The sequence below is a fragment of the Microbacterium sp. WCS2018Hpa-23 genome (assembly GCF_031843845.1).
Taxonomy (GTDB): domain Bacteria; phylum Actinomycetota; class Actinomycetes; order Actinomycetales; family Microbacteriaceae; genus Microbacterium.
Genome location: NZ_JAVTIZ010000003.1, coordinates 1 through 24937, shown reverse-complemented (window position 1 = coordinate 24937; position 24937 = coordinate 1). Strand labels below are relative to the sequence as shown.

At 68.6% G+C, this 24937-nt stretch carries 22 protein-coding genes; 6 read left to right on the top strand and 16 right to left on the bottom strand.

Translation table 11 applies throughout. The features are described 5' to 3' along the window. Positions 1 to 255: 255 nt before the first annotated feature. A complete protein-coding gene (locus tag RQG77_RS05590; protein WP_311243841.1) occupies positions 256 to 2694 on the top strand; it encodes a CHAT domain-containing protein in 2439 nt (812 codons plus the stop codon). 231 nt (positions 2695 to 2925) lie between these two features. Here the strand turns inward: RQG77_RS05590 and RQG77_RS05585 are convergent, their stop codons facing one another. Genes RQG77_RS05585 through RQG77_RS05565 form a run of 5 tightly spaced genes read right to left on the bottom strand, consistent with a single transcriptional unit; the run spans position 2926 to position 7432 of the window. Further along, positions 2926 to 3702: a DeoR/GlpR family DNA-binding transcription regulator gene (locus RQG77_RS05585; RefSeq protein ID WP_311243840.1), complete on the bottom strand. Its 777-nt coding sequence runs from the start codon at positions 3700 to 3702 to the stop codon at positions 2926 to 2928. Positions 3703 to 3729: 27 nt separating this feature from the next. Then, positions 3730 to 4584: a class II fructose-bisphosphate aldolase gene (locus tag RQG77_RS05580; RefSeq protein ID WP_311243839.1), complete on the bottom strand. Its 855-nt coding sequence runs from the start codon at positions 4582 to 4584 to the stop codon at positions 3730 to 3732. After that, positions 4581 to 5522: a 1-phosphofructokinase family hexose kinase gene (locus RQG77_RS05575; RefSeq protein WP_311243838.1), complete on the bottom strand. Its 942-nt coding sequence runs from the start codon at positions 5520 to 5522 to the stop codon at positions 4581 to 4583. The genes RQG77_RS05580 and RQG77_RS05575 overlap by 4 nt, the downstream gene beginning before the upstream one ends. Beyond that, complete coding sequence (locus RQG77_RS05570) at positions 5519 to 6511, bottom strand: ROK family protein (protein WP_311243837.1); 993 nt, start codon at positions 6509 to 6511, stop codon at positions 5519 to 5521. The genes RQG77_RS05575 and RQG77_RS05570 overlap by 4 nt, the downstream gene beginning before the upstream one ends. A gap of 24 nt (positions 6512 to 6535) precedes the next feature. Beyond that, positions 6536 to 7432, bottom strand: coding sequence for a sugar isomerase (locus RQG77_RS05565; RefSeq protein WP_311243836.1), 897 nt, complete (start codon positions 7430 to 7432; stop codon positions 6536 to 6538). Between the two features lie 288 nt (positions 7433 to 7720). Here RQG77_RS05565 and RQG77_RS05560 point away from each other — a divergent pair, with 288 nt between their 5' ends. The 4 genes from RQG77_RS05560 to RQG77_RS05545 all read left to right on the top strand — a co-directional run bounded on the left by RQG77_RS05560 (position 7721) and on the right by RQG77_RS05545 (position 12147). After that, positions 7721 to 8965 carry an extracellular solute-binding protein gene (locus RQG77_RS05560; protein ID WP_311243835.1) on the top strand — a complete coding sequence of 415 codons (1245 nt, stop codon included), beginning with the start codon at positions 7721 to 7723 and terminating at the stop codon, positions 8963 to 8965. Positions 8966 to 9145: 180 nt separating this feature from the next. Next, a complete protein-coding gene (locus RQG77_RS05555) occupies positions 9146 to 10000 on the top strand; it encodes a sugar ABC transporter permease (protein WP_311243834.1) in 855 nt (284 codons plus the stop codon). A 2-nt stretch (positions 10001 to 10002) separates the two neighbouring features. Continuing rightward, entirely contained in the window at positions 10003 to 10923 is a 921-nt protein-coding gene (locus RQG77_RS05550; protein ID WP_311243833.1) for a carbohydrate ABC transporter permease, read from the top strand. A gap of 231 nt (positions 10924 to 11154) precedes the next feature. Beyond that, positions 11155 to 12147, top strand: a complete 993-nt coding sequence (locus RQG77_RS05545) for an Abi family protein (RefSeq protein WP_311243832.1) — start codon at positions 11155 to 11157, stop codon at positions 12145 to 12147. 88 nt (positions 12148 to 12235) lie between these two features. Here the strand turns inward: RQG77_RS05545 and RQG77_RS05540 are convergent, their stop codons facing one another. Both RQG77_RS05540 and RQG77_RS05535 read right to left on the bottom strand, forming a co-directional pair. Then, positions 12236 to 13402: an ROK family protein gene (locus RQG77_RS05540; protein WP_311243831.1), complete on the bottom strand. Its 1167-nt coding sequence runs from the start codon at positions 13400 to 13402 to the stop codon at positions 12236 to 12238. 138 nt (positions 13403 to 13540) lie between these two features. Next, positions 13541 to 13840 (bottom strand): chorismate mutase, encoded by a 300-nt coding sequence (locus RQG77_RS05535; protein ID WP_042541193.1) that lies wholly within the window; start codon positions 13838 to 13840, stop codon positions 13541 to 13543. Between the two features lie 95 nt (positions 13841 to 13935). Here RQG77_RS05535 and RQG77_RS05530 point away from each other — a divergent pair, with 95 nt between their 5' ends. Beyond that, entirely contained in the window at positions 13936 to 15234 is a 1299-nt protein-coding gene (locus RQG77_RS05530) for an AI-2E family transporter (RefSeq protein ID WP_311243830.1), read from the top strand. Positions 15235 to 15325: 91 nt separating this feature from the next. Here the strand turns inward: RQG77_RS05530 and RQG77_RS05525 are convergent, their stop codons facing one another. The 9 genes from RQG77_RS05525 to RQG77_RS05485 form a co-directional block, all read right to left on the bottom strand. After that, positions 15326 to 16246 (bottom strand): ABC transporter substrate-binding protein, encoded by a 921-nt coding sequence (locus RQG77_RS05525; RefSeq protein WP_311243829.1) that lies wholly within the window; start codon positions 16244 to 16246, stop codon positions 15326 to 15328. A gap of 48 nt (positions 16247 to 16294) precedes the next feature. After that, positions 16295 to 17083: an ABC transporter permease gene (locus RQG77_RS05520; RefSeq protein ID WP_311243828.1), complete on the bottom strand. Its 789-nt coding sequence runs from the start codon at positions 17081 to 17083 to the stop codon at positions 16295 to 16297. Beyond that, the gene (locus RQG77_RS05515) at positions 17080 to 17760 is read right to left on the bottom strand and encodes an ABC transporter permease (protein ID WP_311243827.1); all 681 of its coding nucleotides are present in this window, start codon (positions 17758 to 17760) and stop codon (positions 17080 to 17082) included. Before RQG77_RS05515 ends, RQG77_RS05520 begins: the two co-directional genes overlap by 4 nt. Beyond that, a complete protein-coding gene (locus RQG77_RS05510) occupies positions 17757 to 18644 on the bottom strand; it encodes an ATP-binding cassette domain-containing protein (RefSeq protein ID WP_311243826.1) in 888 nt (295 codons plus the stop codon). The genes RQG77_RS05515 and RQG77_RS05510 overlap by 4 nt, the downstream gene beginning before the upstream one ends. A gap of 64 nt (positions 18645 to 18708) precedes the next feature. After that, the gene (locus RQG77_RS05505) at positions 18709 to 19011 is read right to left on the bottom strand and encodes a DUF427 domain-containing protein (RefSeq protein WP_311243825.1); all 303 of its coding nucleotides are present in this window, start codon (positions 19009 to 19011) and stop codon (positions 18709 to 18711) included. A gap of 171 nt (positions 19012 to 19182) precedes the next feature. Then, the gene (locus tag RQG77_RS05500) at positions 19183 to 20616 is read right to left on the bottom strand and encodes an NAD(P)/FAD-dependent oxidoreductase (protein WP_311243824.1); all 1434 of its coding nucleotides are present in this window, start codon (positions 20614 to 20616) and stop codon (positions 19183 to 19185) included. 217 nt (positions 20617 to 20833) lie between these two features. Next, positions 20834 to 22201: an MFS transporter gene (locus RQG77_RS05495; protein ID WP_311243823.1), complete on the bottom strand. Its 1368-nt coding sequence runs from the start codon at positions 22199 to 22201 to the stop codon at positions 20834 to 20836. A gap of 82 nt (positions 22202 to 22283) precedes the next feature. Then, a complete protein-coding gene (locus RQG77_RS05490) occupies positions 22284 to 23393 on the bottom strand; it encodes a beta-propeller fold lactonase family protein (RefSeq protein WP_311243822.1) in 1110 nt (369 codons plus the stop codon). Between the two features lie 7 nt (positions 23394 to 23400). Continuing rightward, entirely contained in the window at positions 23401 to 24687 is a 1287-nt protein-coding gene (locus RQG77_RS05485) for an adenylosuccinate synthase (RefSeq protein WP_311243821.1), read from the bottom strand. Positions 24688 to 24937 lie beyond the last annotated feature (250 nt).

The window sequence follows — 24937 nt, the reverse complement described above, 5'->3', positions numbered from 1 at the left end:
CCTGGTGCTCCAAGTTGGCGCATCCAGACGGTGCCCCACGCCGCCGTTGCGACGACGAGCTCCAGGACCCAGAGGAGGGCAGTTCGGAGCGGGCGTGGGGCGCTGTCTGACATGAGGCCGATCCTAAGTGAAGCCCGTCGTCAGGCACTCGAAGAACTGGCGCTTGCTCCCGCCGCCCAGCCCCGACCGGCGGAAAGAACCTCGGATGCGGTCGCAGACCTTCCCTGAGACCGAATCGACCGGCATTCTGGTTGGATGCCCCTGTCTGCGCGCGAGCTGCACCGGCGCGGCGTCGACGCGGCCAACTCCCGACGGTTCGCTCAGGCGCGGCGCGCTCTGGCCGCGGCATCCGCCCGCACTGACGACGACGACCTGCGCGCTCGCATCGACGGAACGCTGGCGTATGTGCTCGCGCAGACCGGCGAGCCCGCCGAAGCCGAACGGCTGTCGCGCGAGGCACTGTCGCGACCGGGGCTCAGCGCCGAGACCGTCGCCCTCGCGAACGGACAGCTCGGCACCCTGCTCATGCACGGTGGGCGCCTCGATGAGGCGGACGAGTTCCTGACGCGGGCGATCGACGGTCTCGACGACGGGTCGATCGAGAGCGCGAACCTGCTGATGAGCCGAGCGATCGTCAGCATGCAGCGGCACCGCCTCGACGACTGCACCGCCGATCTTCAGCGCGCTGTCGCCGCCTACGACGCGCACGACCAGCAGGAGCCGCTCGCCGAGGCGCGCCACAACCTCGGCTACGCCGCGCTACTGGGCGGCGATCTCGTCACCGCGCTGGGACTGATGACGAGCTCGCGCCCGATCCTCGCGGCCACCAGCGACCTCGCCGCAGCGATCAGCGACCTCGACCGCGCCGAGGTGCTGCGCGATGCGGGCCTCACGACGGAAGCTGAGGAACTGCTCGGCGCCGTCGCCTCGCAGTTCGGTGCGCAGCGCATGCGGCAGGCTCGTGGGGAGGCCGAGTTCCACCTCGCCCGATCGCTCCTGCGGCATGACGCGTCCGCCGCCGAGCGCGCCGCCGCGACGGCATCCCGCCGATTCACAGCTCTGGGAAGCGAAGGCTGGGCCGCTCGCGCCGAGGCCGTGCGCCTCGAAGCCCGGCTGCGCGCCCGCCCGACCACGCCGCCCGTGGCCGAGGACTTCACGCGCACCGCCGCAGCGCTCACTCGGGGAGGTTTCCGCACCGAGGCCGCAGCCCTGTCGCTGACGGCACGGCTGGCCGACGGCGGACGGATGCCGCGGCTCACCGCCGACGCCCCGACTCCGCTGCGACTGCGGGCCCATGAAGTGCGCGCCGCGAGAGCCTCCGCCGCGGGCAGGGATGCCGACGCCCGCCGATTCGCCGCGGAGGGTCTCGACCTGCTCACCGCCTGGCAGCTGTCGTTCGGCGCTCTCGACCTGCAGGCGTCGCTGGCGATGCACGGCACCGAGCTGATGTTCACCGGGCTCGCCGCCGCAGCACGATCGCGCGACCCCGAGGTGCTGTTCGAGTGGTCGGAGCGCGCCAGGCATCTGAGCCAGCAGGTCGCGCCCGTGCGTCCCCCGCACGACGCAGAGCTGTCGTCCGATCTCGCCGAGCTGCGGATGCTCCGCGCCGACCTCGCAGGGTCAGACTGGACGACCGACGCTCGAGTGCGCGAGCTGCGCGACCGGGTGCGCGACCGGCAGTGGTCCTCGACCGGGGCCGGTGAGAGCCGCGAGCGTCTGAATCTTCTCGAAACACGTGCGCGGCTCGGCGACGACACGGCGATCCTCGCCTACGTGTTCACCCGCGAAGAGCTGCTGTGCGTCGTGGTGACGGCATCCGGTTCGTCGATCGTCGAGCTGTCGCTGCCGCGCATCGAGGCCGCACTCGACGGTCTGCGCGCCGATCTCGATGTCGCAGCCCTCACGCACGCGGGCCCGATGGCTTCGGTCGTACAACGATCGCTCGACGAGAGGCTGCGTCTGCTCGACGACGCGCTCCTCGCGCCGGCACGCGCGGCGACGGGCGGGGCGGTTCGTCTTGCGCTCACCGTGCCCGGCATCCTCGGCGGCATCCCCTGGGCGATGCTCCCCGGAATGGCCGGCACGCCGTTCACCCTCGCGACCTCCGTCTCGCGCTGGCTGGGCGACGACTCCGATCTGCGCCTCACCTCCGTGCCGAGGAGACAGGCGGGCTTCGCGACCGGTCCCCGGGTCGCGCGCGCCGAGGAGGAGGTGCGCCGAGCGGCGGCGGCCTGGAGCGGCGCGACGATCCTGACGGGTGACGATGCCCGCGTCTCGGCGGTCACCGAACTCGCGACGCGTGTCGACGTGCTGCATATCGCCGCGCACGGACGCCATGCGGTCGACAACCCCCTCTTCTCGGGCTTCGAGCTCGTCGACGGCACCCTGTTCGGCTACGACGTCGACCTGATCCCGCGGGCTCCCGACACGGTCGTGCTGTCGGCCTGCGAGCTCGGGCGGTCTTCGGTGCGCTGGGGCGAGGAGGCGCTGGGCATGACCCGGGTCTGGCTGCACGCAGGCACCCGGTGCGTGATCGCGGCCCCGGTGATCGTGCCGGACGACGTCGCCTGCGAGCTTCTCGGAGCCGTGCACACCGAGCTCGCGAACGGTGTCGCGCCCGCCGTCGCGCTGGCCGCGGCATCCGAGTCCACCGGGGTGACGGCCCCGTTCCAGTGCCACGGAAGCGGCTTCTGAAAGTTTTCTCCACTCGATGTATCAGAACCTCGACGCCTCGCTCCTTATCTGCAGAAGGTGCCACGCGAAGGGCTTCGGGAACGAAGCGCGAGGGAGGCGCAGTCGAACTGGGGAAACCCTCGTGCACTGGGGAGTGTGAGGGAACGACAGGACACCATCTGCTCCGGGGATGTCGCGAGAGGGGTCGCGGCATCCCCGCAAGGAGTTCAGCAGGAGAACGAGACGGCGTGATCAGGCCGTCAGCACCTCGTAACCGGCCGCGCGCAGGGCGGCGAGAGATGCGGCGTCCGCACCGTCGTCGGTGAGGAGAACGGGGAACAGCTCCGCACCGCCGACGGCCGCGAACGCCACCGTGCCGAGCTTGCTGCTGTCGGTGACGACCACCGCACGACGCGCACGCTCGGCCATCATCCGGTTCACGGCGGCCTCGCGTTCATCCTGCGTGGTGGCGCCGGCGTCGGCATCCATCCCGTTGACACCGATGAACGCGATGTCGAGGCGCACACCTCGAAGCAACTGCTCGACGAACGGGCCGACGAGTTCATAGCTGCGCGAGTGGATCACTCCGCCCGTCACGACGACCTTGATGTCGGGGCGCGTCGCGAGCTGCGCGGCGATGTTCACCGCGTTGGTGACGACCGTGATGCCGGGGCCGGCCGCCAGGTCGTCCCTCGCGGCGAGCGCCGCCGCGATCGCCGTGGTGGTGGTTCCTCCGGAGAGCCCGACCACCATGCCGGGAGCGACGAGTGCAGCGGCTGCCTGCGCGATGCTCTCCTTCTGCTGCGTGCGCTGGTGGCTCTTGTAGCGGATCGGCAGCTCGTAGGCGACGGAGTGCGCGACCGCACCGCCGTGCGTGCGAGTGAGCAGGCGCTGCTCCGCGAGCGAGTCGAGGTCGCGGCGGGTGGTGGCGGCCGACGCTCCGAAACGCTCGACGAGCTCGTCGACGTTGACCTCGCCGTCGGCGGCCAGGAGGTCGAGGATCGCATTCAGGCGAGCGGCGCGCTTCATGTCACCATCCTGCCCGGTGCGCGCAGTTCACCCCGCCACCTCGGCGGTCTCGAGGGCGAACAGGCGCAGCATCCGTGCGGCCTCTCCGGCGAGCGCGTCACGGGCCGGGCTCAGGTACTTACGCGAATCGACGAGCTTCTGGTCGGCGTCGAGCGTCGAGCGGACAGCCCGTGTGAAGAAACCGTTCAGGTGCGTCGAGACGTTGATCTTGGTCATGCCCGCCCGCACCGCGTCCGCGATCACGGCGTCGGCGACGCCCGATGAGCCGTGCAGCACGAGGGGCACGGGCAGCGCCTCACGCAGGCGGGCGATGAGCTCAAGGTCGAGGGATGCCGTGCGGGCGGTCATCGCGTGCGACGACCCCACTGCCACGGCGAGCGCGTCGACGCCGGTCGCGGCGACGAACGCGCGTGCCTCGTCGGGGTCGGTGCGCACTCCCGGCGCGTGGGCTCCGTCCTTGCCGCCGACCTCTCCGAGCTCGCCCTCGATGTAGACGCCGGCGGCGTGCGCGCGCTCGGCGACGGCCGCGGTGATCGCGACGTTCTCGTCGTAGGGCAGTGCTCCGCCGTCGAACATGACCGAGCCGAAGCCCAGGGCGATGGCCTCGTCGACGAGGTCTGGTCGCTCGGCATGATCGAGGTGCACCGCGACGGGCGTGTCGGCCCGTCGGGCGATCGCGAGAGTCGCCAGTGCGATCGGCTCGAGACCACCGTGATAGTCGGCGCAGTTCTGCGAGATCTGCAGGATCACCGGCAGCCCCGATTCGGCGGATGCACGCACCAGCCCCTCGGCGGTCTCGAGGTGGATCACGTTGAACGCGCCGATGCCGGTGCCGCGTGTCGCGGCATCCGTCACCAGTTCGCGGGCGGAGACCAGGGTCACAGACGTTCCTCTCGAACGGTGGGGGTGAAGGGGGCGACGACGAGACGGCGCTCGAGCGCCTCCCACTCGTCGGAGATCTCGCCGGCGAGCGGCATGAGCACTGCGGCGGCAGACCAGGCGGTCGCGCGGCGAAGGATCTTCTCGGGGTCGCGGATCCCGTCGGCACAGAGCACCGCGCAGGCGGCCACTGCGGCATCCCCCGCCCCGGTCGGATTGCCGGCGAGCGGGGCGTCGAGGCGCGCGTGCAGCACGTCGGATGCCGTGACCGCGAGCATCCCGTCGGCTCCGAGCGACAGCAGCACGAGATCGACGCCGCGCTCGATGAGCGAGCGAGCACCCTCGACGGGGTCGGTGAGACCGGTCGCCTCGACGAGCTCGGCGGCGTTGGGCTTCAGGACGGATGCTCCGGCATCCGCCGCGAGCAGCAGAGCGGGGCCCGAGGTGTCGACGATCACGGGCACGCCCGCATCCCGAGCGGTGCCGATGAGGAGGGGCAGCAGCGTCTCGGGCGCCCCGGGCGGAAGGCTGCCCGAGATCACCAGCACCTGTGCGCCGGGGAGGGCGTCGACGACCTCGCCGAGCAGGGCCGCCCACTCGGGGTCGGACGGGTTCACGCCGCGCTCGTTGACGATCGTGGTGTCGCCGAGCTCCTGGTCGACGATCGCGATGCTCTGCCTCGTGGCGCCGACCACCGGAACGAGCCTGTGCGGCACACCGCTCGATCCGAGTTCGGCGGCGAGTCCGAGACCGCTGCGTCCGCCGGCCGTCGAGACGGCGAGCACCGACGCGCCCTGGGCATGGGCGACCCTCGCGACGTTGAGGCCTTTGCCGCCGGCACGGCTGGCACCGGCATCCGCTCTGTGCGTCTCGCCGAGAGTGAGTCGATCGACGTGCCAGGTGAGGTCGAGCGCTGGGTTGGGGGTGACGGTGAGGATCATGCGAGCTCCCTCGCCCGCAGCGCGGCGCCGAGGATGCCGGCGTTGCCCGAAAGCTCGGCGGGAACGAGTTCGGGGATGCGGTGGAAGCTGAGCCGCTCAGCCAGCCGGGCACGCAGTTCGTCGAAGAGCGCTCCGCCCGCGCGGGAGAGGCCGCCGCCGATCACGATGGCCTCTGGTGCGACGACCGCAGTGAGCTGAGCGAGCGAGAGCGTCAGCGCATCGAGTGCCGAATTCCAGACCTCTGAGGCGATCCGGTCGCCGGCCGCTGCTCGCGCGATCACGTCCTTCGCGCCGTCGGGGGTGATGCCCGTCGCCTCGCGATAACGGCGCGCGATGGCACCGGCCGATGCCACCATCTCGAGGCATCCACGCGCACCGCAGGCGCACACGGGTCCGTCGGCGATCGGCGAGTGGCCGATCTCGCCCGCATAACCGCCCGCCGTGTAGGGCTCTCCGCCCACGAGCAGAGCGCCCGCGATGCCGGTGCCGATGACGAGCACGACCGAGTTCGAGTAGGCACGAGCGCCGCCGAGCCGATGCTCCGCCCAGCTCGCCGCACGCACGTCGTGGTCGAATGCCACGGGGAGCCCGAGCTTCACCGAGGCGAGATCACGCAGCGGGGAGTCGTGCCAGCCGAGGTTGCTGGCGAAGACGCCGAGTCCGGCATCCGCATCGACGATCCCCGGCACCACCAGCCCGACCGCCTGCGGCACGACGCCCGGGTGATCGGCCTGCAGTTCGGCGGCGAGCAGGCCGAGGCGCTCGATGAGCACCCCGGTGCGGTCGCCGTCGGCCACAGGGGTCGGCGTGCGGCGCAGACCGAGGGCAGTGCCGTCAGCGTCGAACAGCGCCGATTTGATATCGGTGCCCCCGACGTCGAACGCGAGCACGGGTACGCCCGCGCCGATCGTCCGCGCTGCGGCGAGCTTCTCGCCCGACGCGTCGCTCACGACATCGGAGACGCGCTCCGCATCCTCAGGCCTGGTCATCGACTGCTCCGCGGGTGGGTCGGGTCATGCATCCAGGATGACGGATCGCGTGAGGTTGCGCGGCTGGTCGGGGTCGAGTCCGCGGGCCACGGCGCGGTCGAGGGCCACGCGGTGCACACGCACGAGGTCGGCCAGGGGGTCGACCGGATGCTGCACGAAACGCGCACCCGTGGCCTCGACCTGCACGGCCAGACCCTCGGGCGCTTCGCCGAACTGCCAGGTCACTCGGCCGGGCGCGGCGATCGCGATCGGGCCGTGGCGGTACTCCATCGACGAGTACGACTCTGTCCACGACTGCGACGATTCGCGCATCTTCAGTGCGGCCTCGTGGGCGAGGCCCACGGTCCAGCCACGGCCGAGGAACGAGTACTGCTCGGCGTCGCGGAGCTCGTCGTCGTAATCCGCTGCGAGCACCGCGGCGGCATCCTCGATCGCGCCGGTGAGGTCTTCTCCGAGCGAGGCGCGGAACAGCGCGAGGGCGGTGGTGGCGAAGCGGGTCTGCACGACCGACTGCTCGTCGGCGAAGGGCAGCAGCACGGCCTCGTCGACGAGAGAGACGAGCGGCGAGGTCTCGTCACCGATCACGCCGATCGTGGGGACGCGACCCTTGATGCGGTCGACCAGCTCGAGCACCTCTGTCGTCGTGCCGGAACGCGTCAGCGCGACGACGGCGTCGTAGCCGCGGTCGACGAAGGCCTCGGATGCCGCGAACGCGTCGGTCTCACCCTGACCCGAGGTCTCACGCAGGAACGCGTACGACTGGGCCATGAACCACGACGTGCCGCAGCCGACGACGGCGATGCGGGCTCCGGATGCGGGCAGCAGTGCCTGTGCATCGCGAAGATCGGCGGCGCGAGCCCAGGTCTCGGGCTGCGAATTCAGTTCTTCGCGCATGTGTGCGCCGGGCAGAAGTTCGGTCATGTCGGCCTCCGGACCAGATGTTGCAAGTTTGTGATTGTTTGGATGCTAATTCGATCATAGTATTTCGACACGAGGAAATCTCGCAAGGTTCCTCTTGATTTGTTTATTCTCCTGACAAATAATCGAACAAGTTCCACCGCCCCTCCGGCGACCCGGTCCATGGAGGGTTACCCGAGCCGACCCGGCTTGACCGATCGCCCAGCCGCCAAGGGAAGGCGATCACACGCACCGTCGCGTGAGTTGTGCTTGCGACTGTGCACCACCCACACAGTGAGGAATGCAATACACATGAAGAAGTCACTGCGATTCGGCGCCGTTGCCCTGGCGGCAACCGCCACTCTCACGCTCGCTTCGTGCGGGTTCGGCGGATCGACCGGAGGTGGCGGAGACGCCGAGGGCGAGACCACACTCAACCTCCTCGTCCCCAGCTACTCCGACGCCACCAAGGGCCTGTGGGAAGACGTGATCGAGGGATTCGAGAAGGAGAACCCCGACATCACGGTCGACCTCGAGGTGCAGTCGTGGGACAACCTCGAGAAGGTCGTCTCCACCAAGATCCAGGCCGGCGAGGCCCCTGACATCTACAACGGCGGCCCGTTCGCCGGATTCGTCGGCGACGAACTGCTCTACCCGGTCGAGGACGTGGTCTCGGAGGAGACCTACTCCGACTTCCAGGACGCGTTCCTCGCGAACGCCGAGGTCGACGGCACCGCCTACGCCCTGCCGCTGATCGCGTCGGCCCGCGCACTGTTCGTCAACAACGCACTCCTCGAGCAGGCCGGCGTCGAGGCGCCGACCACCTGGGACGAGCTGCTGGATGCTGCGACCAAGGTGTCGGCACTCGGTGGCGGCGTAGCCGGCTACGGCATGCCGCTCGGCTCCGAAGAGGCGCAGGCCGAGGCGGCCGTGTGGCTGTGGGGCGGCGGCGGATCGTTCGGCGACGCGTCGGAGATCACGATCGACACTCCCGAGAACCTCGAAGGTGCCGAGCAGATCAAGAAGATGATCGACGCGGGCGCCACGCAGGCCGACCCCGGCTCGACGCAGCGCTCGCCCCTGATGGACATCTTCATCCAGGGCAAGATCGGCATGCAGGTGGGTCTGCCCCCGACAGTGGGCCAGATCGAGGAGGGCAACCCCGAGCTCGACTACTCCATCGTCCCGATCCCGACCAAGGACGGCTCGCCGTTCACCCTCGGCGTCATGGACCAGCTGATGGCGTTCCAGAACGACGGTGACAAGCAGGAGGCGATCACCGCCTTCTTCGACTACTACTACTCGGCAGACGTGTACGTGCCGTGGGTGCAGGCCGAGGGCTTCCTGCCCGTCACCAAGTCGGGTGCCGAGCAGCTCGCCGGCGAGGAGGCCCTCAAGCCGTTCCTCGACGTGCTGCCCGACGCGCAGTTCTACCCGTCGACGAACGAGAAGTGGTCGGCCACCGACGGTGCCTTCAAGGCGCTGTTCGGCCAGCTGCAGACGAAGTCCGCGCAGGATGTCCTGACCGAGATCCAGGCACAGGTCGACGCGGGCTGATCCCCGCCGACCCTGCCCACACCCAGCGACGGAGAGGTTCGGGAATTCCCATGAGCCAGACGAAAGAATCCTCGAACCTCGCGGGGGGGGGGGCCCCCCCCCCCCCCCCCCCCCCCCACCCCGGGCCGCCGATCGGGCGCATCCCGCGGCAAGCCCGGCGGAAAGGACCTGCTCCAGGCATTGCCCTGGATCGCTCCTGCCCTGCTGCTCATCATCGGCGTGGTGCTGTTCCCCGCCGGGGTGATGTTCTTCAACTCCACCCGCGACATCTCGCTGTCGGGCCTCGACAAGGGCTCGGTCGGCTTCGACAACTTCGTGACGGTGTTCACGTTCGCGGAGTTCTGGCCGATCATCTTCCGCACGATCATCTGGGTCGTCGCGGTCGTGACATTCACGGTGCTCATCTCGCTCGGACTCGCGCAGATCCTGAACAAGGCCTTCCCCGGCCGCCAGATCGTCCGCATGGCCGTGATCGTCCCGTGGGCGGCATCCGTCGTGATGACGACGATGGTCTTCTACTACAGCCTCGAGCCGTACTTCGGGGTGTTCAACAAGTTCCTGTACGACATCGGGCTGTCGGATGACGCGGTCGGGTACGGCTGGACGAAGAACCCGGCCACCGCGTTCGCGTGGTCGATCGTGATCGCGATCTTCGTGTCACTGCCGTTCACGACCTACACGATCCTCGCCGGGCTCCAGACGGTTCCGGCCGACACCCTCGAGGCCGCGAAGATGGACGGCGCAGGGCCCACCCGCACCTACTGGACCGTCGTCGTGCCGCAGCTGCGCAGCGCCCTTGCGGTCGCGATCCTCATCAACATCATCAACGTGTTCAACTCGTTGCCGATCCTGAAGGTGATGACCGGGTCGATCCCGGGCTACGGGGCCGACACGATCATGACGATGATCTTCAAGTACATCGAGCTGCAGAAGAAGGTCGACGTCGCGAGTGCGCTGTCGGTCGTGGCCTTCCTCATCGTGATCGTGATCGTCGCGATCTACGTCAAGGCCGTCAAGCCCATGAAGGAGGTCTGATCATGACCCTGACCGAGACCGCCCTCGTCACGACCGCCGGAGACGACGCCGCGCCCCGCATCCCCGGGCGCAAGCGCCGGTACACGGAAGACCAGGTGACGCTGCCCCGCGTCATCCTGCGCATGACCGCCGGCATCCTTGTGCTCGCGATCTTCGTGCTGCCGTATCTGATCATGTTCTTCGGCTCCGTGAAGACGAAGTCGCAGATCCGCTCGGTCGACCCGACGTACCTGCCGATCGAGTGGCACTGGGAGAACTACATCTCGATGTGGTCGACCCCCGAGACACCGCTGCCGTACAACCTGATCTCGACGATCATCATCGCCGTGTTCGCGACGCTGCTCGTGCTGCTCGTCTCGCTGCCCGCGGCGTACTACACCGCCCGGTTCAAGTTCCCCGGGCGCATGGTGTTCCTGTTCCTGGTGATCGTGACGCAGATGCTGCAGCCGGCCGTGCTCACCTCGGGTCTGTTCCGCCAGTTCACGGTGCTCGGGCTCAGCGACACGTGGGCCGCGATGATCTTCATCAACGCCGCGTTCAACCTGTCATTCGCGGTGTGGATCATGCACTCGTTCTTCGCCGGCATCCCCAAGGAGATCGACGAAGCGGCGCAGATCGACGGTGCCGGTCGCTTCACCGTGCTGTTCAAGATCAACCTGCCGCTCGTCTGGCCGGGCATCGTGACGGCGATCGTGTTCACGTTCGTCGCCTGCTGGAACGAGTTCGCCGCATCGCTCGTCATTCTCTCGACCGACAAGAACCAGCCGCTGTCGGTCGCGCTGACCAAGTTCGTGGGTCAGTACGAGACCAGCTGGCAGTACGTGTTCGGCGTCTCGATCGTCGCGATCCTGCCCGTCGTCATCCTGTTCATGCTCATCGAGAAGCGCCTCGTCGGCGGGCTCACCGCCGGCAGCGTCAAGTAGAACCTTCGGACCAGATGCGGAGTGCCACCCCGGGCGGTGCTCCGCATCGTCGTCTCACGAGAAGTCCGGCGGGAGCGGTCGGTACTGACACCCGCTCGAGGCGATGCCCGATCGAACGACAGGACCGACGCCACTGTCCTAGCTCCGTGCTACATTCGTGTTACTACACCTCCCACGCCTCTCCTGGATGCGCACTTGGGAGGTTTTTCTTTCCCGGCCAGAGGAGCATCGATGCCCCGACCACCGCGGCCTCGCGGCTCTTTGATCTACGACAAGCAGGCACTTAGCCTGGACGACCTCGTCCTTCGAATGGCTGAACGCGGGCTCGAGATCCCGGATCGCGAACGAGCCGCGCGGTACCTGCGGCACATCGGCTACTTCCGGCTGTCGCCGTACACGATCCCGTTCCAACAGGGGCAGCCCGACCATGCGTTCCGCATCGGGGCCGCGTTTGATGACGTGCTGGACCTCTATGTCTTTGACCGGGCGCTCAGACTGCTGGTGATGGATGCACTGGAGCGGGTCGAAGTCGCCGTGCGCGCGGCGCTGACGGATCATATGTCGACCGCATACGAGGAGCCTCACTGGTACGTCGAAGCAGCCCACTTTCAGAACCACGGGAAGCACACGGGCCTCCTCAGGATCGTGCGCGACACCTCAGCTACCCGCCTCACCGGCGCCCCGGAGCCAGTGAGCCACCCCTCCAGCGTTGTCTACCGCTCAGCGCTCGAGCACTATCTGCTCACCTACGGTGAGCCCGAGCTGCCACCTTCCTGGCTGATGGTGGAGACCCTCACTCTTGGCCAGTTGAACAACGTAATCGACAACCTGCGCCTGCGCGCCGACCGGACTGCCATAGCGAGGCGTCTCGGCCTGACCGATCCGGTGCTGACGTCGTGGCTTCGCACCTTCGTGCGCATTCGGAACATCTGCGCCCACCACGGTCGCCTCTGGAACGTCGGTATCGGTGTCTACCCTGCGATTCCAGCCTCACCTGCGATCTCCTGGTTGAAGGGCGACGCTGCACTACCGGCACGCTCAGAGAAACGCCTCTACCCGGTGCTGGTGTCGCTCCAGTCCGTGCTCGACGTGGTGTCGCCCCGGAGCACCTGGGCGCGACGACTGCATCGGCTGCTCAGCACGCGGCCGCCGATGAACCTTGCCGGCATGGGCGTTCCTGCGGGCTGGGCAGAGGACGAGTTCTGGGCGAGACACCTGGACTAGTCGGTGGATTTGTGTGCAGGAGGCGCCACGGTCAGTCCTTCGCCAGCGCCGGTGCCGACGGCATCCGCCTCCGCAGCACGCAGCGCGGTCAGTCGCGAAGAGCGGATGCTGCGCGCAGCTGCGCCGGGCTCCAGCGCACGCCCAGCGCGCTCGACAGTGCGACCTGTGCGACGCCGGTGGAGATCGATGCGTCCGCGTCGGCGAAACGCACGGGCACGTTCGCGGTGCCCGTGGCCGTGTAGTCGATCTCCGCCTGCACGAGCCGGAGGAACGAGTCGCCGAGCGCGCGAGCAGGGCCGCCGATCACGACCTCAGCGGCGTCGAGCACCGCCGCGATGAGCTTGATCGTGCGGGCGAGAGCCCGCGCCCCTTCGGCCAGCCGCTCCGCATCGGCCGCAACCGCGAGACCTTCGATCGCCTGGTCGTCGAGCGCATCGTCGAAGTCGTCGCCGATCATGGCGGTCATCGATGCCACGGATTCCAGGCACCCGCGTCGTCCGCACCGGCACGCCCGTGCATCGCCCCCGAACTGCACCTGCACGTGACCGATCTCCCCCGCACGGTCACGAGGGCCCGGGGCGAGTTCGCCATCGAGGGTCACCGCCGCCCCGATTCCGGTGCCGATGTGGATGAACAGCCGATATCCCGCCGACTCATCCTCGATGGCGGACTCGGCGATCGCCTCGGCATCCACGTCGTTCACGAGCAGCACCGGAACGCCGAGCAGCGCCTCGAAGCGATCCGCGAGAGCGACGTCGGTCCAGTCGAGCTGCACGCTCTCGAAGACGCGGCGCCCGTCGGTCGTGCCGGGCAACTGCACCCCCGCGACGAGCAGACGGCCGCGGTGCGCGTTCGCGATCTCGGCGAGTGCGTCATCGAGGACCCGATCCCGCGACTCCGATGAGTACCCGACCCTACGCGTCTCGACCTCTGCGCCGTCGAGACCGACCAGCGCGATGCGGGCGTCTGTCGGTCGGACGACGAGCACGAGGATGAGGTGATGAGCGGCGTCGATGCTGAGGGTCGTGGCCCGCTTTCCGCCCGTGCTGGCAGCCTGGGCCCCCTCCGCGATGAGTCGGAGATCGATGAGCTCGGCCACCAGCGACGAGGCCGTGGCAGCCGTCAGGCCGGTGGCCCGAGCGATGCCTGCCCTCGTCTGAGCGCCCGGGCTGCTGAACACCAGCTGCAGCGCCCGACGCAGGTTGGCGCGGCGGACCGACGCCTGCGTGTCGAGTGCGTCGTCGCCGTTCAGCATGGAGCCGGTCCTGTTGTCGGAATCGATTGACAGACCAGGGGTTTCTGCGTACCCTCGGTCATAGTTTATTCAATAAACTTAGTTCGGTCCCCGGGCGGGTGAGTGCTGCACACACCGTCGCTCGCCCGGAAGGCCGGATCATCGCCCTTCGGCGGCTTCCGTGTGATGGCGGATCACCTCGGCCACCACGAAGTTGAACCACTTCTCGGCGAACTCTGGGTCGAGGTGCGCATCCTCGGCGAGTGCCTTGAGGCGCGCGACCTGCTGCTCTTCACGACCCGGATCGGATGCCGGCATCTCGTGCTCGGCTTTGAGCTGCCCGACCTGCTGAGTGGCGCGGAAGCGCTCCGCGAGCATGAAGATGAGTGCAGCGTCGATGTTGTCGATGCTCGAGCGCAGTCGCAGGAGTTCAGCCCGGGGGTCTTCAGCGGCGGTCATGCCCCCTACTCTACGGAAACACGCGGCAGAACGACCCCACCCGGCACGGGGGATGACTCCTGGGTCGCACCTCGGTCGAACGCTATCGTGAGCACATGAGCCGAGAAGAGCAGGAACCGTCGTCGAGCGCATCCGCTGCCGCATCCGACCCGTCCCCGCAGCCCGAGCATCCCGCCTCGACTCCCGATGCATCCGCCGGAACCGAGGGATCTTCCGGCTCCGTCGTGTCGACCGGAATCCCCGCATCCGAGTCGCCCGCCGCCGTGACGCCGGCTCGCCTCGATCACAGCCCATCGCATGGCGTGCGCACCGGCGTCGTCGAGCCGATGACGCCGAGCCGATCATTCTGGACGCGCATCGACCGCCCGTTCGTGTTCGGCTTCCTGGTGACGCTCGGCGGCCTCGCGGCCATCGTGCTCGGCCTCGCCATGGCCAACCTGTCGACCGTGCTCATCTACATCGCCCTCGCCCTGTTCGCCGCTCTCGGGCTCGACCCCACGGTGCGTTTCCTCGAGCGGCGCGGGCTGTCCCGAGCCATCTCGGTGGTCGTCGCGATCCTCGGGCTCATCGTCGTCGCGGGCCTCGTGATCTGGATGGTCGTGCCGGTCGTGATCGAGCAGATCGCAAGCTTCATCCGCTCGGTGCCCGGCATGATCCAGGAGTTCATGCGGAGCGACATCTACGCGACCCTCGAGGATCAGTTCGGCGATCAGTTCGAGTCCCTCGTCGTCGACGTGCAGAAGTTTCTCACCGACCCCGGCAACATCGCGGCGATCGGCGGCGGCGCGCTGCAGGTCGGCGCCTCGATCGCCAACGCCATCTCGGGCATCATCGTGGTGCTCGTGCTCACGCTCTACTTCGTCGCGACTCTGCCCTCGATCAAGTCGGGGATGCTCCGCCTCGCTCCTGCCCGTGACCGCGCTCGGGCAAGCGACATCACCGACCAGATCACCGACTCGGTCGGGGCCTACGTCATGGGAATGGTGGTGCTCGCGTTCTGCAACGCCGTACTCACATTCGTGTTGTACCTCCTCCTCGGTCTGCCGTTCCCTCCGCTCATGGCGACCGTCGCGTTCTGCATCACCCTGATCCCACTCGTCGGATCGGTGATCTTCTGGATCATCGGCAGCGGACTCGCACTCTTCAGCGACCCCGTCGCGGCTCTCGTGTTCGCCCTCATCTATGTCGTCTACATGCAGATCGAGGCGTACGTCATCACTCCGCGCGTCATGAACAAGGCTGTGGCCGTTCCGGGTGCCCTCGTCGTGATCGGCGCCCTCGCCGGTGGCACGCTGCTCGGCCTGCTCGGTGCGCTCGTCGCGGTGCCGGTCGCGGCATCCATCCTCATCATCATCAAACAGGTGCTGATACCCCGGCAGGATGCCCGGGTCTAGCCGACACTCGACGAGGCGAACGACCGCGCATCACACGCAGAAGTGCCCGGCCCCCTGAGGGACCGGGCACTTCTGGTAGAACGACTCGCGATCAGACGAGGTCGTTGTCCTCGAGCCACTTCTTGGCGATGTCTTCCGACGACTGCTGGTCGACCGTGCTCAGCACGTTCAGCGAGACGAGCTCCTCTGCGGTCAGCTTGGCGCTGATGGCGTTGAGCACGTCCGCCACGTCGTCAGCGATGTCGCTCGAGACGATCGGCACGACGTTCGACGAGATGATCAGGTTCTCGGGGTCTTCGAGAGCGACGATCTCCTCGGTCTCGAAAGCGGGGTCCGCGGTGTAGATGTCCGCGACCTGGATCTCGCCGGCGAGCAGCGACTCGAGGGTCGTGGGGCCGGTGGCCGAGAACGCCAGGTCGACGCCGTAGACCTCCTTGGCCGCGGCCGGGCTGTAGGGGCGCTGCTCGAACTCGGGAGCCGCACCGATCGTGACCTGCGAGGTGACCTTCGAGAGGTCTCCGATCGTGGTCAGGCCGTTCTCCTCGGCGAAGCTCTTGAGCACCGTGTAGGAGTCCTGGTCGGATGCCTCCGCGAAGTCGAGCGCCGTGAGACTCTCGGGCAGTGCATCCTGCAGGGCCGCGTAGACGTCGTCGGGGCTCGTCACCTCGATCTCGTCGTCCGAGACGTACTCGAGCAGGCTGCCCGTGTACTCGGGGAAGACATCGATGTCGCCGGACTCGACGTCGGGCATGTACGCGTCGCGCTGGCCGATGCTGAACTGGCGATCGACCGTGAAGTCGGCCGCTTCGAGCGCCTGAGCGTAGATCTCGGCGATGATCTCGTTGGAGTAGTACGCCTGCGAGCCGACGACGATCGCGTCGCCGCCCGAGCTCTCGCCGGAGTCGGCCGGCTCGCCGAGCGATTCGCTCGAACCGCAGGCGGTGAGGGCGAGTGCCGCTGCGGCGACAAGGCCGACGGCGAAGACAGAGCGCTTGCCTCGTGCTGTGAACATGGACTTCCTCTTCTCTGGGGGACTGCTGGGGACTGCTGTGCTGTGGATTCAGGCTGTGGCGGGCTCGGCCGCGACCGATGTCGGCCCGTCGCCGGCGGTGGACGATCCGGAGGTCGAGGGCTCGGCCGCGGGAGCCAGCGCGCGCGAGCGTCGACGCGAGGGGCGTCCGCCGGTGCGGAGGCCTCTCGGCACCGCGAGATGCTGGGCGCCGGCGAGCAGGAGGTCGACCAGCAACGCGAGCGCGGCGACGAGGATCGCGCCCGCGACCACCTGATCGAAGCGCTGCAGCGGGATGCCCTGGATGATCGGGTAGCCGAGGCCACCCAGCCCCACGTACGCGGCGATCGTCACGGTCGCGATGACCTGCAGGAGGGCCGAGCGGATGCCGCCGACCAGGAGCGGAAGACCGAGCGGCACCTCGACCTTCCAGAAGATCTGCCATCCCGTCATGCCCATCGCCTTCGCCGCGTCGATGACGCGCCGGTCGATGGCTTCGAGGCCGGTGTAGGCGCCTGCGAGCAGAGACGGGATCGCGAGCAGCACGAAGGTCGTGATCGCGGCCTCGGGGATGCGGAGCACGCCCAAGAGGAGCACCAGCAGGATCATGAGGCCGAAGGCCGGGATCGCACGCGCCGCTCCCGACACTGCCACGGCGATCTCGCGCCCCTTGCCCGTGTGCCCGATGAGCCATCCGAGCGGAACCGCGATGGCGGCCGCGATGACCACGGAGATCGCGGTCAGAGTCAAATGCTCGCCGAGCAGCTTCGGCAGGGCGTAGTTGCCGGTCCACTGGGCCGGAGCGAGCATCCAGGCGAAGGCTTCGAGAAAGAGGTTCATGCGGGAGCCCCCACGGCCACAGGGCGCGCAGCGCTGGTCTTCGTCGCGGCGCGCGTCCACGGCATGAGTGCCCGACCGGCGAGCAGGAGGAGCAGATCGATCACGAGGGCGATGACGACGACAGCGATGATGCCGGCGAACACCTCTGCGATGATCCGCCGGTCGAGCCCGTTCGTGAAGAGGTATCCGAGGTTCCGGATGCCGATCAGGATGCCGACGGTCGCCAACGAGATGGTGCTCACCGCTGTGACACGCAGACTCGCCAGGATGACCGGGCCGGCGAGCGGGAATTCGACCGCCCAGAAGCGCCGCAGCGGACCGAACCCTGTGGCCGTGGCGGACTGACGGATGTCATCGTCGACAGAATCGAGACCGTCGGACACTCCGCGCACGAGGATCGCGATCGCGTAGATGGTGAGCGCGATGACCAGGTTGGCCTCGCTGCGCGGTGAGTATCCGACGACGGACGGCAGCAGGATCAGCAGGGCGAGCGAGGGGATCGTGTAGAGCAGACCGGTGAGCAGGATGATCGGTCCGCGCACGAGCTTGAACCTCCATGCGACCCAGCCGAGGGGCAACGACAGCACGAAGCCGAGCACGATCGGGATGATGCTCTGACGCAGATGCACCAGAGTCAGGTCGACGATCAGGTCGAGGTTGTCGACGACCCAGTTCATGTGAGCCCGCTCTGCACCGCTCCGAGAGCGGCGGCATCCGGTCCTGCCAGCGGCCCGTCGGTCTTCTCGACGTCGGCCACGATCGCGCCCTGTGTGCGGCCCTCCGAGTCGACCACGACGGTGCCGTGCGGTGTCTCTTTGAGGTGCAGAGCGCGGCGACCGCGGTCGGCGCCGATGAAGGACGCGACGAAGTCGTCTGCCGGGTTCTCGATGATCTCGCTCGGGCTGCCCACCTGCACGATGCGTGCGCCCTTGTCGAGGATCACGACCTGGTCTCCGAGCAGGAAGGCCTCGTCGATGTCGTGCGTGACGAAGACGACCGTCTTGTCGAGCTCGTGCTGCAGCCGCAGGGTCTCCTGCTGCAGGTCGGCACGGACGATCGGGTCGACCGCGCCGAAGGGCTCGTCCATCAAAAGGATGTTCGGGTCGGCTGCGAGTCCGCGGGCCACACCCACGCGCTGCTGCTGACCGCCCGAGAGCTGACTCGGATACCGCTCGGCCAGCGACTGGTCGAGGCCGACGGTCTTCAGAAGCTCGCGCGCGCGCTCGTGCGCCGGACCCTTCTTCACGCCCGTCAGCCGTAGGACGGTGGCGACGTTGTCGATCACCGTGAAGTGCGGCATGAGTCCCGAGTTCTGCATGACGTAGCCGATGCTCCGGCGCAACGCGACGGGGTCACCCCCGAGCACGCTCTCTCCGTCGATCTCGACCTCGCCGGAGGTCGGCTCGACCATGCGATTGATCATGCGCAGCAGAGTGGTCTTGCCGCATCCCGAGGATCCGACGAACACCGTCGTCTTTCGCGACGGCAGCACCAGGCTGAAGTCCTTGACGGCGGTCGTGCCGTCGGGGAACTGCTTGGTGACGTTGCGGAACTCGATCATGATTACTCTCCGGTCGATCGATCGACGAGACGAGCATCAGCGCCCCGACTGCGGCATACAGAGGTCATGCGGAGACGTCGACCCGCGGGTCGAACGCGACGAACCCCGAGAAGTCCTTGCCGACGCGGTCGAACGCGCTCGGGAACGGGGTCGGATACGACCAGGCGTAGTCGGCGTGCAGCTCGCCGCCGGCCTGGACGGAGAAGTACTGGGCCGCGCCCTTCCAGGGGCACGTGTACTGGGTCGGGCTCTCGACGAGCGCGCCCTCGGTGATCGATGCGGGCGGGAAGTACCAGTTGCCCTCGATGCGGGCGAGATCGCTCTCGTCGGCTTCGGCGATGACGGTTCCTGCGAGTACAGCCTTCATGGTCCTGCCTCCTCGGATGTGGTTTCGAGCGTATAAGAGGTGTGCGACATTCGCCCGAGGCTTGCGCTCCGGGGCGTCAATATGAGAAACAATCCTGCGCCGGGCACGCCGAACGCGCCAGGTCCTTCCCCTGATGTTCGGAGCGGATGCCGCAACGGATGGTTCGGAGAATCACGCCGATTCCCGCCCGTAGCCCTCCAGCAGCCGTAGCCACACCTCGCTGATCGTCGGGTAGGCCGGAACCGCGTGCCAGAGCCGGGCGATCGGCACCTCGCCGACGATCGCGACGGTCGCCGTCTGCACCAACTCCGCGACCTCGGGGCCGACGAACGTCGCGCCGATGATGACGTCGCGCTCCTTGTCGATCACGATGCGCGCCTGGCCGTCGAAGCCGTCCTCGTAGAGGCTCGCTCCGGCGACCCATCCCAGGTCGTAGTCGACCACGGCGACGTCATGCCCGGCCTCGCGGGCCTCGGCCTCGGTCTGCCCGACCGAGGCGACCTCGGGGAACGAGAAGGTGACCTGGGGGGCTGCGGTCTTGTCGGCGGTCGCCACGTGCTTGCCCCAAGGAGCATCATCGACGTCTCCGCCCTGCGCACGCGCTGCGATCACATCGCCGGCCGCACGCGCCTGGTACTTGCCCTGGTGCGTCAACAGCACGCGTCCGTTGACGTCGCCGACGGCGTAGAGCCAGTCGGAGCCCGGCACGCGCAGCGTGTCGTCGACCGTGATCCAGCGCCCGGGCTCGAGGCCCACGACGTCGAGGCCGATGTCGCCGCTTCGGGGAGAACGCCCGGTGGCGACGAGGACCTCTGCGGCCGTGATCGTCGAGTCGTCGTCGAGCACGATCTCGACTCCGTCGTGGCCGCGCGTGACGCGCGTGGTGCCTGTGTCGGTGCGCACATCCACTCCGAGCTCCTTCAGGCCGGCGGCGACGCGCTCGCCCGCGAAGGGCTCCATCGCGCCGAGCAGACCGCTGCGGGCGATGATCGTCACCGTCGAGCCGAGAGCCGCGTACGCCGTCGCCATCTCGACCGCGACGACGCCGCCGCCGATCACGGCGAGGGACTCGGGCAGCTCCTCGGCGCTGGTCGCCTCGCGGCTGGTCCAGGGAGACGACTCGCGAAGGCCTTCGATCGGCGGGATCACTGCATCCGACCCCGTGCTGATCGCGACCGCATGGCGAGCGCGCAGCACGCGGGTGCCGCCGTCGGCATCCGTCACCGTCACTTCGCGCTCGCCCGTCAGGCGCCCGTGGCCGCGCGCCAGGTCGATGCCGGCCGAGTCGAGCCACTTCACCTGTCCGTCATCCGACCAATTGCTCGTGAACGAGTCGCGGCGGTCGAACACCGCTCGCACGTCGAGCTTTCCGGTGACCGCCTCGGCCGCGCCCTTGACCTTCTGCGCCGCGCGCAGTGCCTGGGCTGAACGCAGCAGCGCCTTCGACGGCATGCAGGCCCAGTACGAGCACTCGCCGCCCACCAGCTCGCTCTCCACGATGATCGCGGTCAGTCCGTCCTGCACGGCGCGGTCGGCGACGTTCTCTCCCACCGGCCCACCGCCCAGCACGATCAGGTCGTATTCGTCGGTCTTCTCAGCAGTCATGAGGTCACCTCTCCGTCGCCCAGTCTTCCTCAAGACCAACGTCGAGTCACGGGGTGGTGTTCCGCCAGGGGCTGTGCACGAGCCTTCCGGGCGCGTCGCCGGGCCGCGCCCCTTCCCGCATCGGTTCACAACTCAGCACGAGAATGCCATCCCCGCCCGGAGCGGCCCGGTCTCGGCGCAAACGCCCTGATCCATGCTGAGTCGTGAACGACGGCGGTCACGCACCACGCGGCGCGACCCGAGAAGCGAGCACCGCCGCCGCCAGCGCGATGACGCCCGCCAGCGCGAACACCGCGACGAACGGGTCGGTGATCGCGGCGAGACCGGTGAACAGCACTCCGGTGATCGCCAGCGCGAGTGCGCTTCCGAAGGAGTCGGCGACCGTCATGGCCGCACTGTTGAACCCCTGATTCTCGGGCTCCGACATCTCGAGGGTCAGGGCACTGGTCCGCGGGCTCATCAGTCCCATTCCCACCCCGGCGACGACCCACGCGACGATGATGACGACGACCGGCGCCGTGAGCACCGCTGCGGCGAGCGCGAGCAGGACCCCCGCGACGACGAGGATCGTGCCGATGCGCACGGCAGTGACGCTCGAGAGCCGCACGCCCATTCGCCCCTGCACGGTCGCGGCGGCCGACCACGCGAGGGCCCCACCGGTGAGAGTGAGCCCCGCGATGGTCGGCGACACCTCGTAGCGCTCGGTCAGCAGATAGGGGATGTACACCTGGGCACCGAAGAACCCCGCGGCGGCGAGTCCGCGCACGAGCAGCACCGAGGGCAGCCCTCGTCGCGCGCGCAGGGTTCCGGCGGGCAGCAGCGCCCTCACCGCGACGAGCGCCACGACGACGGCTGCAGCGGCGAGCACGGGGCCGGCACCGGGGATGTCACCGACGAGGTTGAGGCCGAGCACGGCGACCGCAGCGAGCACCGACCATCCGAGCCTGCCGAACGCCCACGGGATCGTGACGTCGCCGTCGCCTGACAGCCCGCGGAGAGCGGGAACGACCATCAGCAGGGCGGGGACCACCAGGAAGACGACGCCGAGGAACACCCAGTGCCAGCTCCACAGTTCGGTGACGGCCCCGGCGACGGTCGGCCCGACGAGCGAGGGCACGACCCAGGCGGCGGCGAATCCGGCGAAGATCGCGGGGTGGAGGGCACGCGGGTAGACGCGCGCGACGACCACGTACAGCGCGACCATGAGCCCGCCGTTGCCGAGGCCCTGAGCGAAGCGCCCGGCGACGAGCACCTCCATGGTCGGCGCGAATCCGGCCACGAGAAGCCCGACGACGAACAGTGCGACCGAGGCGTACAGCGGCGCGACCGGTCCGCGGCGATCCGCCCAGTTGCCCGCGACGACCATGCCGATGACTCCCGTGGCCAGCGGGCCTGCGAACGCCAGCGCATACAGACGCTCCCCGTCGAGGTCAGTGCTCACCGCCGGCATCACCGTCGTGACCGCGAGGGATTCGAACGCCCCGAGGAACACGAGCGCGCAGGCGCCGATCGTGATCCAGAGGTACGCGCCGCTCATGATGCCGGCGCTCTTCGCGGTCTGCGTGGCGCCCGTGTCGATGGTCATAGGCACGACCGTAGAACCTCAATAAAGGTTGAGGTCAAGCGGAGTTCAGCGAGTGAGCGTCAGCGGACCGGCAGGAAGAGCGTCAGCGGACCGGCAGGAAGTGCGTCGGCGTCGGCGCCTGGGCGGTGTGACGGATGCCGAGCGGCGCCCCTGTGCGCTCATCGAGGTCGAGCAGCGCGACGGTGTCGGAGCGCTGCCCGGCGACGAGCAGCTTGCCCTGGTGCACGAGGTGATGCCGCGGCCAGTCGACGCCCGAGTCGGCGAGCGCGATCGGCTCGAGACTCTCGCCTCCGCCGCGCACGCGCAGGGCCGCGATCGTGTTGCTGCCGCGGAGCGCCGTGTAGAGGAACTGCGCATCGCGTGTGCGGGCGAGCTCGGCGGGGAAGTCCACGCCGATCTCGGCGATCGGGCTCGCCAGCACCGACGACGCCACCCCCCACGTTCCGTCTCGGCTCGCGGCGAGCGTGAACACCTCGCACGAGTACTCGGTGACGACGTGCAGATGACCGCTGGGGTGCACGACCATGTGCCGAGGGCCGGTGCCGAGCGGCAGCACTACCTCGTGATCGAGCGCGAGCCCGCCGGCGGTCTGGCGCCAGATCCGCACGAGGTCGAAGCCCAGGTCGGTCGTGGCGATGCGGCCGTCGGGCAGGAACGCCGAGGCGTGCGCGTGCGAGACGCGCGCCTCACCGCTTGCCGTGAGCTCGCCGGAGTACGGGTCGGATGCCGCGGCGGCGACCCCCGCGGGCGCCGCCGTCTCGATCGGCTCGCCGAGGAGCGCCGCACGCAGCTCGGCGGCCTTGTTCACGGCATCCGGCACCAGGCGTCCGTGTGAATCGATGCCGATGCGCACGACCCGCCCGTCGCCGTAGCAGCTCGCGATCAGTGACGATCCGTCCGGCGCGACCGCGACGTGGCAGACCGAGTCGCCCGCTTCGACGGGTTCCCCGAGCGGCCGCAGCGTCGATTCGCCGCTCCGCGAGAACGCCTGCACCGCGGCATCCCCCTCGAGCGCCGCATAGACGACATCGAGGGTCGGATGCTGCGCCAGCCATGACGGCGACGGGGTCTGGGTGACCGCGCCGCGGTACTCGAGGGCGGTCTGCCTGTCGGCGTCGCCCGCCAGCAGGCCGATGCCGTCGGCGGAGCCCTCCATCGCGGAGCCGTATCCGCCGAGCCAGAACCGGGTCACGTCGCGCTCAGTCGAGCAGGTCGTGACGCACGATGACCTGATCGCGCTCGGGACCGACACCGATGACCGAGATGCGGGTGTTGCTCATGCTCTCGAGCGCCAGCACGTAGTCCTGAGCGTTCTTCGGCAGGTCGTCGAACGTGCGCGAGGTCGAGATGTCCTCGCTCCAGCCGGGGAAGTACTCGAGGAGCGGCGTCGCGTGGTGGAAGTCGGTCTGGTTGACCGGCACCTCGTCGAAGCGCGTGCCGTCGACGTCGTAGGCCACGCACACCGGGATCTGCTCGAGGCCCGTCAGGATGTCGAGCTTGGTGAGCACCAGGTCGGTGATGCCGTTGACCCGGGTCGCGTAGCGGGTGATCGGCGCGTCGTACCAGCCCACGCGGCGCGGACGGCCGGTGGTCGTGCCGAACTCGAAGCCGCGCGAGCGCAGCCAATCGCCCTGCTCGTCGAACAGCTCGGTCGGGAACGGGCCCGAGCCGACACGCGTCGTGTACGCCTTGACGATGCCGACGATGCGGTCGAGCGCACCGGGTCCGACTCCCGAACCGGTCGACGCGCCACCGGCGGTCGCCGACGACGACGTGACGAACGGGTAGGTGCCGTGGTCCACGTCGAGCATGGTGGCCTGGCCACCCTCGAACACCACGACCTCGCCGCGGTGCAGCGCTTCATCAAGCAGATAGCCGGTGTCGGCGACCATGGGCCGCAGGCGCTCGGCGTAGGAGAGCAGGTCTTCGACGATCTCGTCGGCCGTGATCGCGCGACGGTTGAAGATCTTCACCAGCAGGTGGTTCTTCTGATCGAGCGCGCCCTCGACCTTCTGGCGCAGGATGTTCTCGTCGAAGAGGTCCTGCACGCGGATGCCGACGCGGTTGATCTTGTCGGCGTAGGCCGGACCGATGCCGCGGCCGGTCGTGCCGATCATGCGCTTGCCGAGGAAGCGCTCGGTGACCTTGTCGAGCGTGCGGTGGTACTGGGTGATGAGGTGCGCGTTGGCGCTCACCTTGAGGCGGGAGACGTCGATGCCGCGGCCGCCGAGGGCCTCGAGCTCGCTGAAGAGCACCTCGAGGTCGATCACGACGCCGTTGCCGATCACGGGGGTGACCCCGGGCGACAGGATGCCCGAGGGCAGCAGGTGCAGCGCGTACTTCTCGTTGCCGACCACGACCGTGTGGCCCGCGTTGTTGCCGCCGTTGAACTTGACGACCCAGTCGGTGCGCTCGCCGAGCAGGTCGGTGGCCTTGCCCTTGCCCTCATCGCCCCACTGGACGCCGACGATAACGATTCCTGGCATGGGTATCCCCCTTGCTTTCGCCGGGTTTGCACCGGCTGATGAGCTGGCCCTTGTCGGGCGACTCCATCCTACCGAAGGGCTGTTTCGCGGCCGTTTCGGGTGTGGATGGGTGAACTCCCGTCGCAGTTCGTGCCGCCACGCCTGCGCATCCGGAGTTCCGGTCGCACTTCGTGCCGTCGCGGCGTCGCATCCGGGGTTCCGGTCGCACTTCGTGCCGTCGCGGCGTCGCATCCGGGGTTCCGGTCGCACT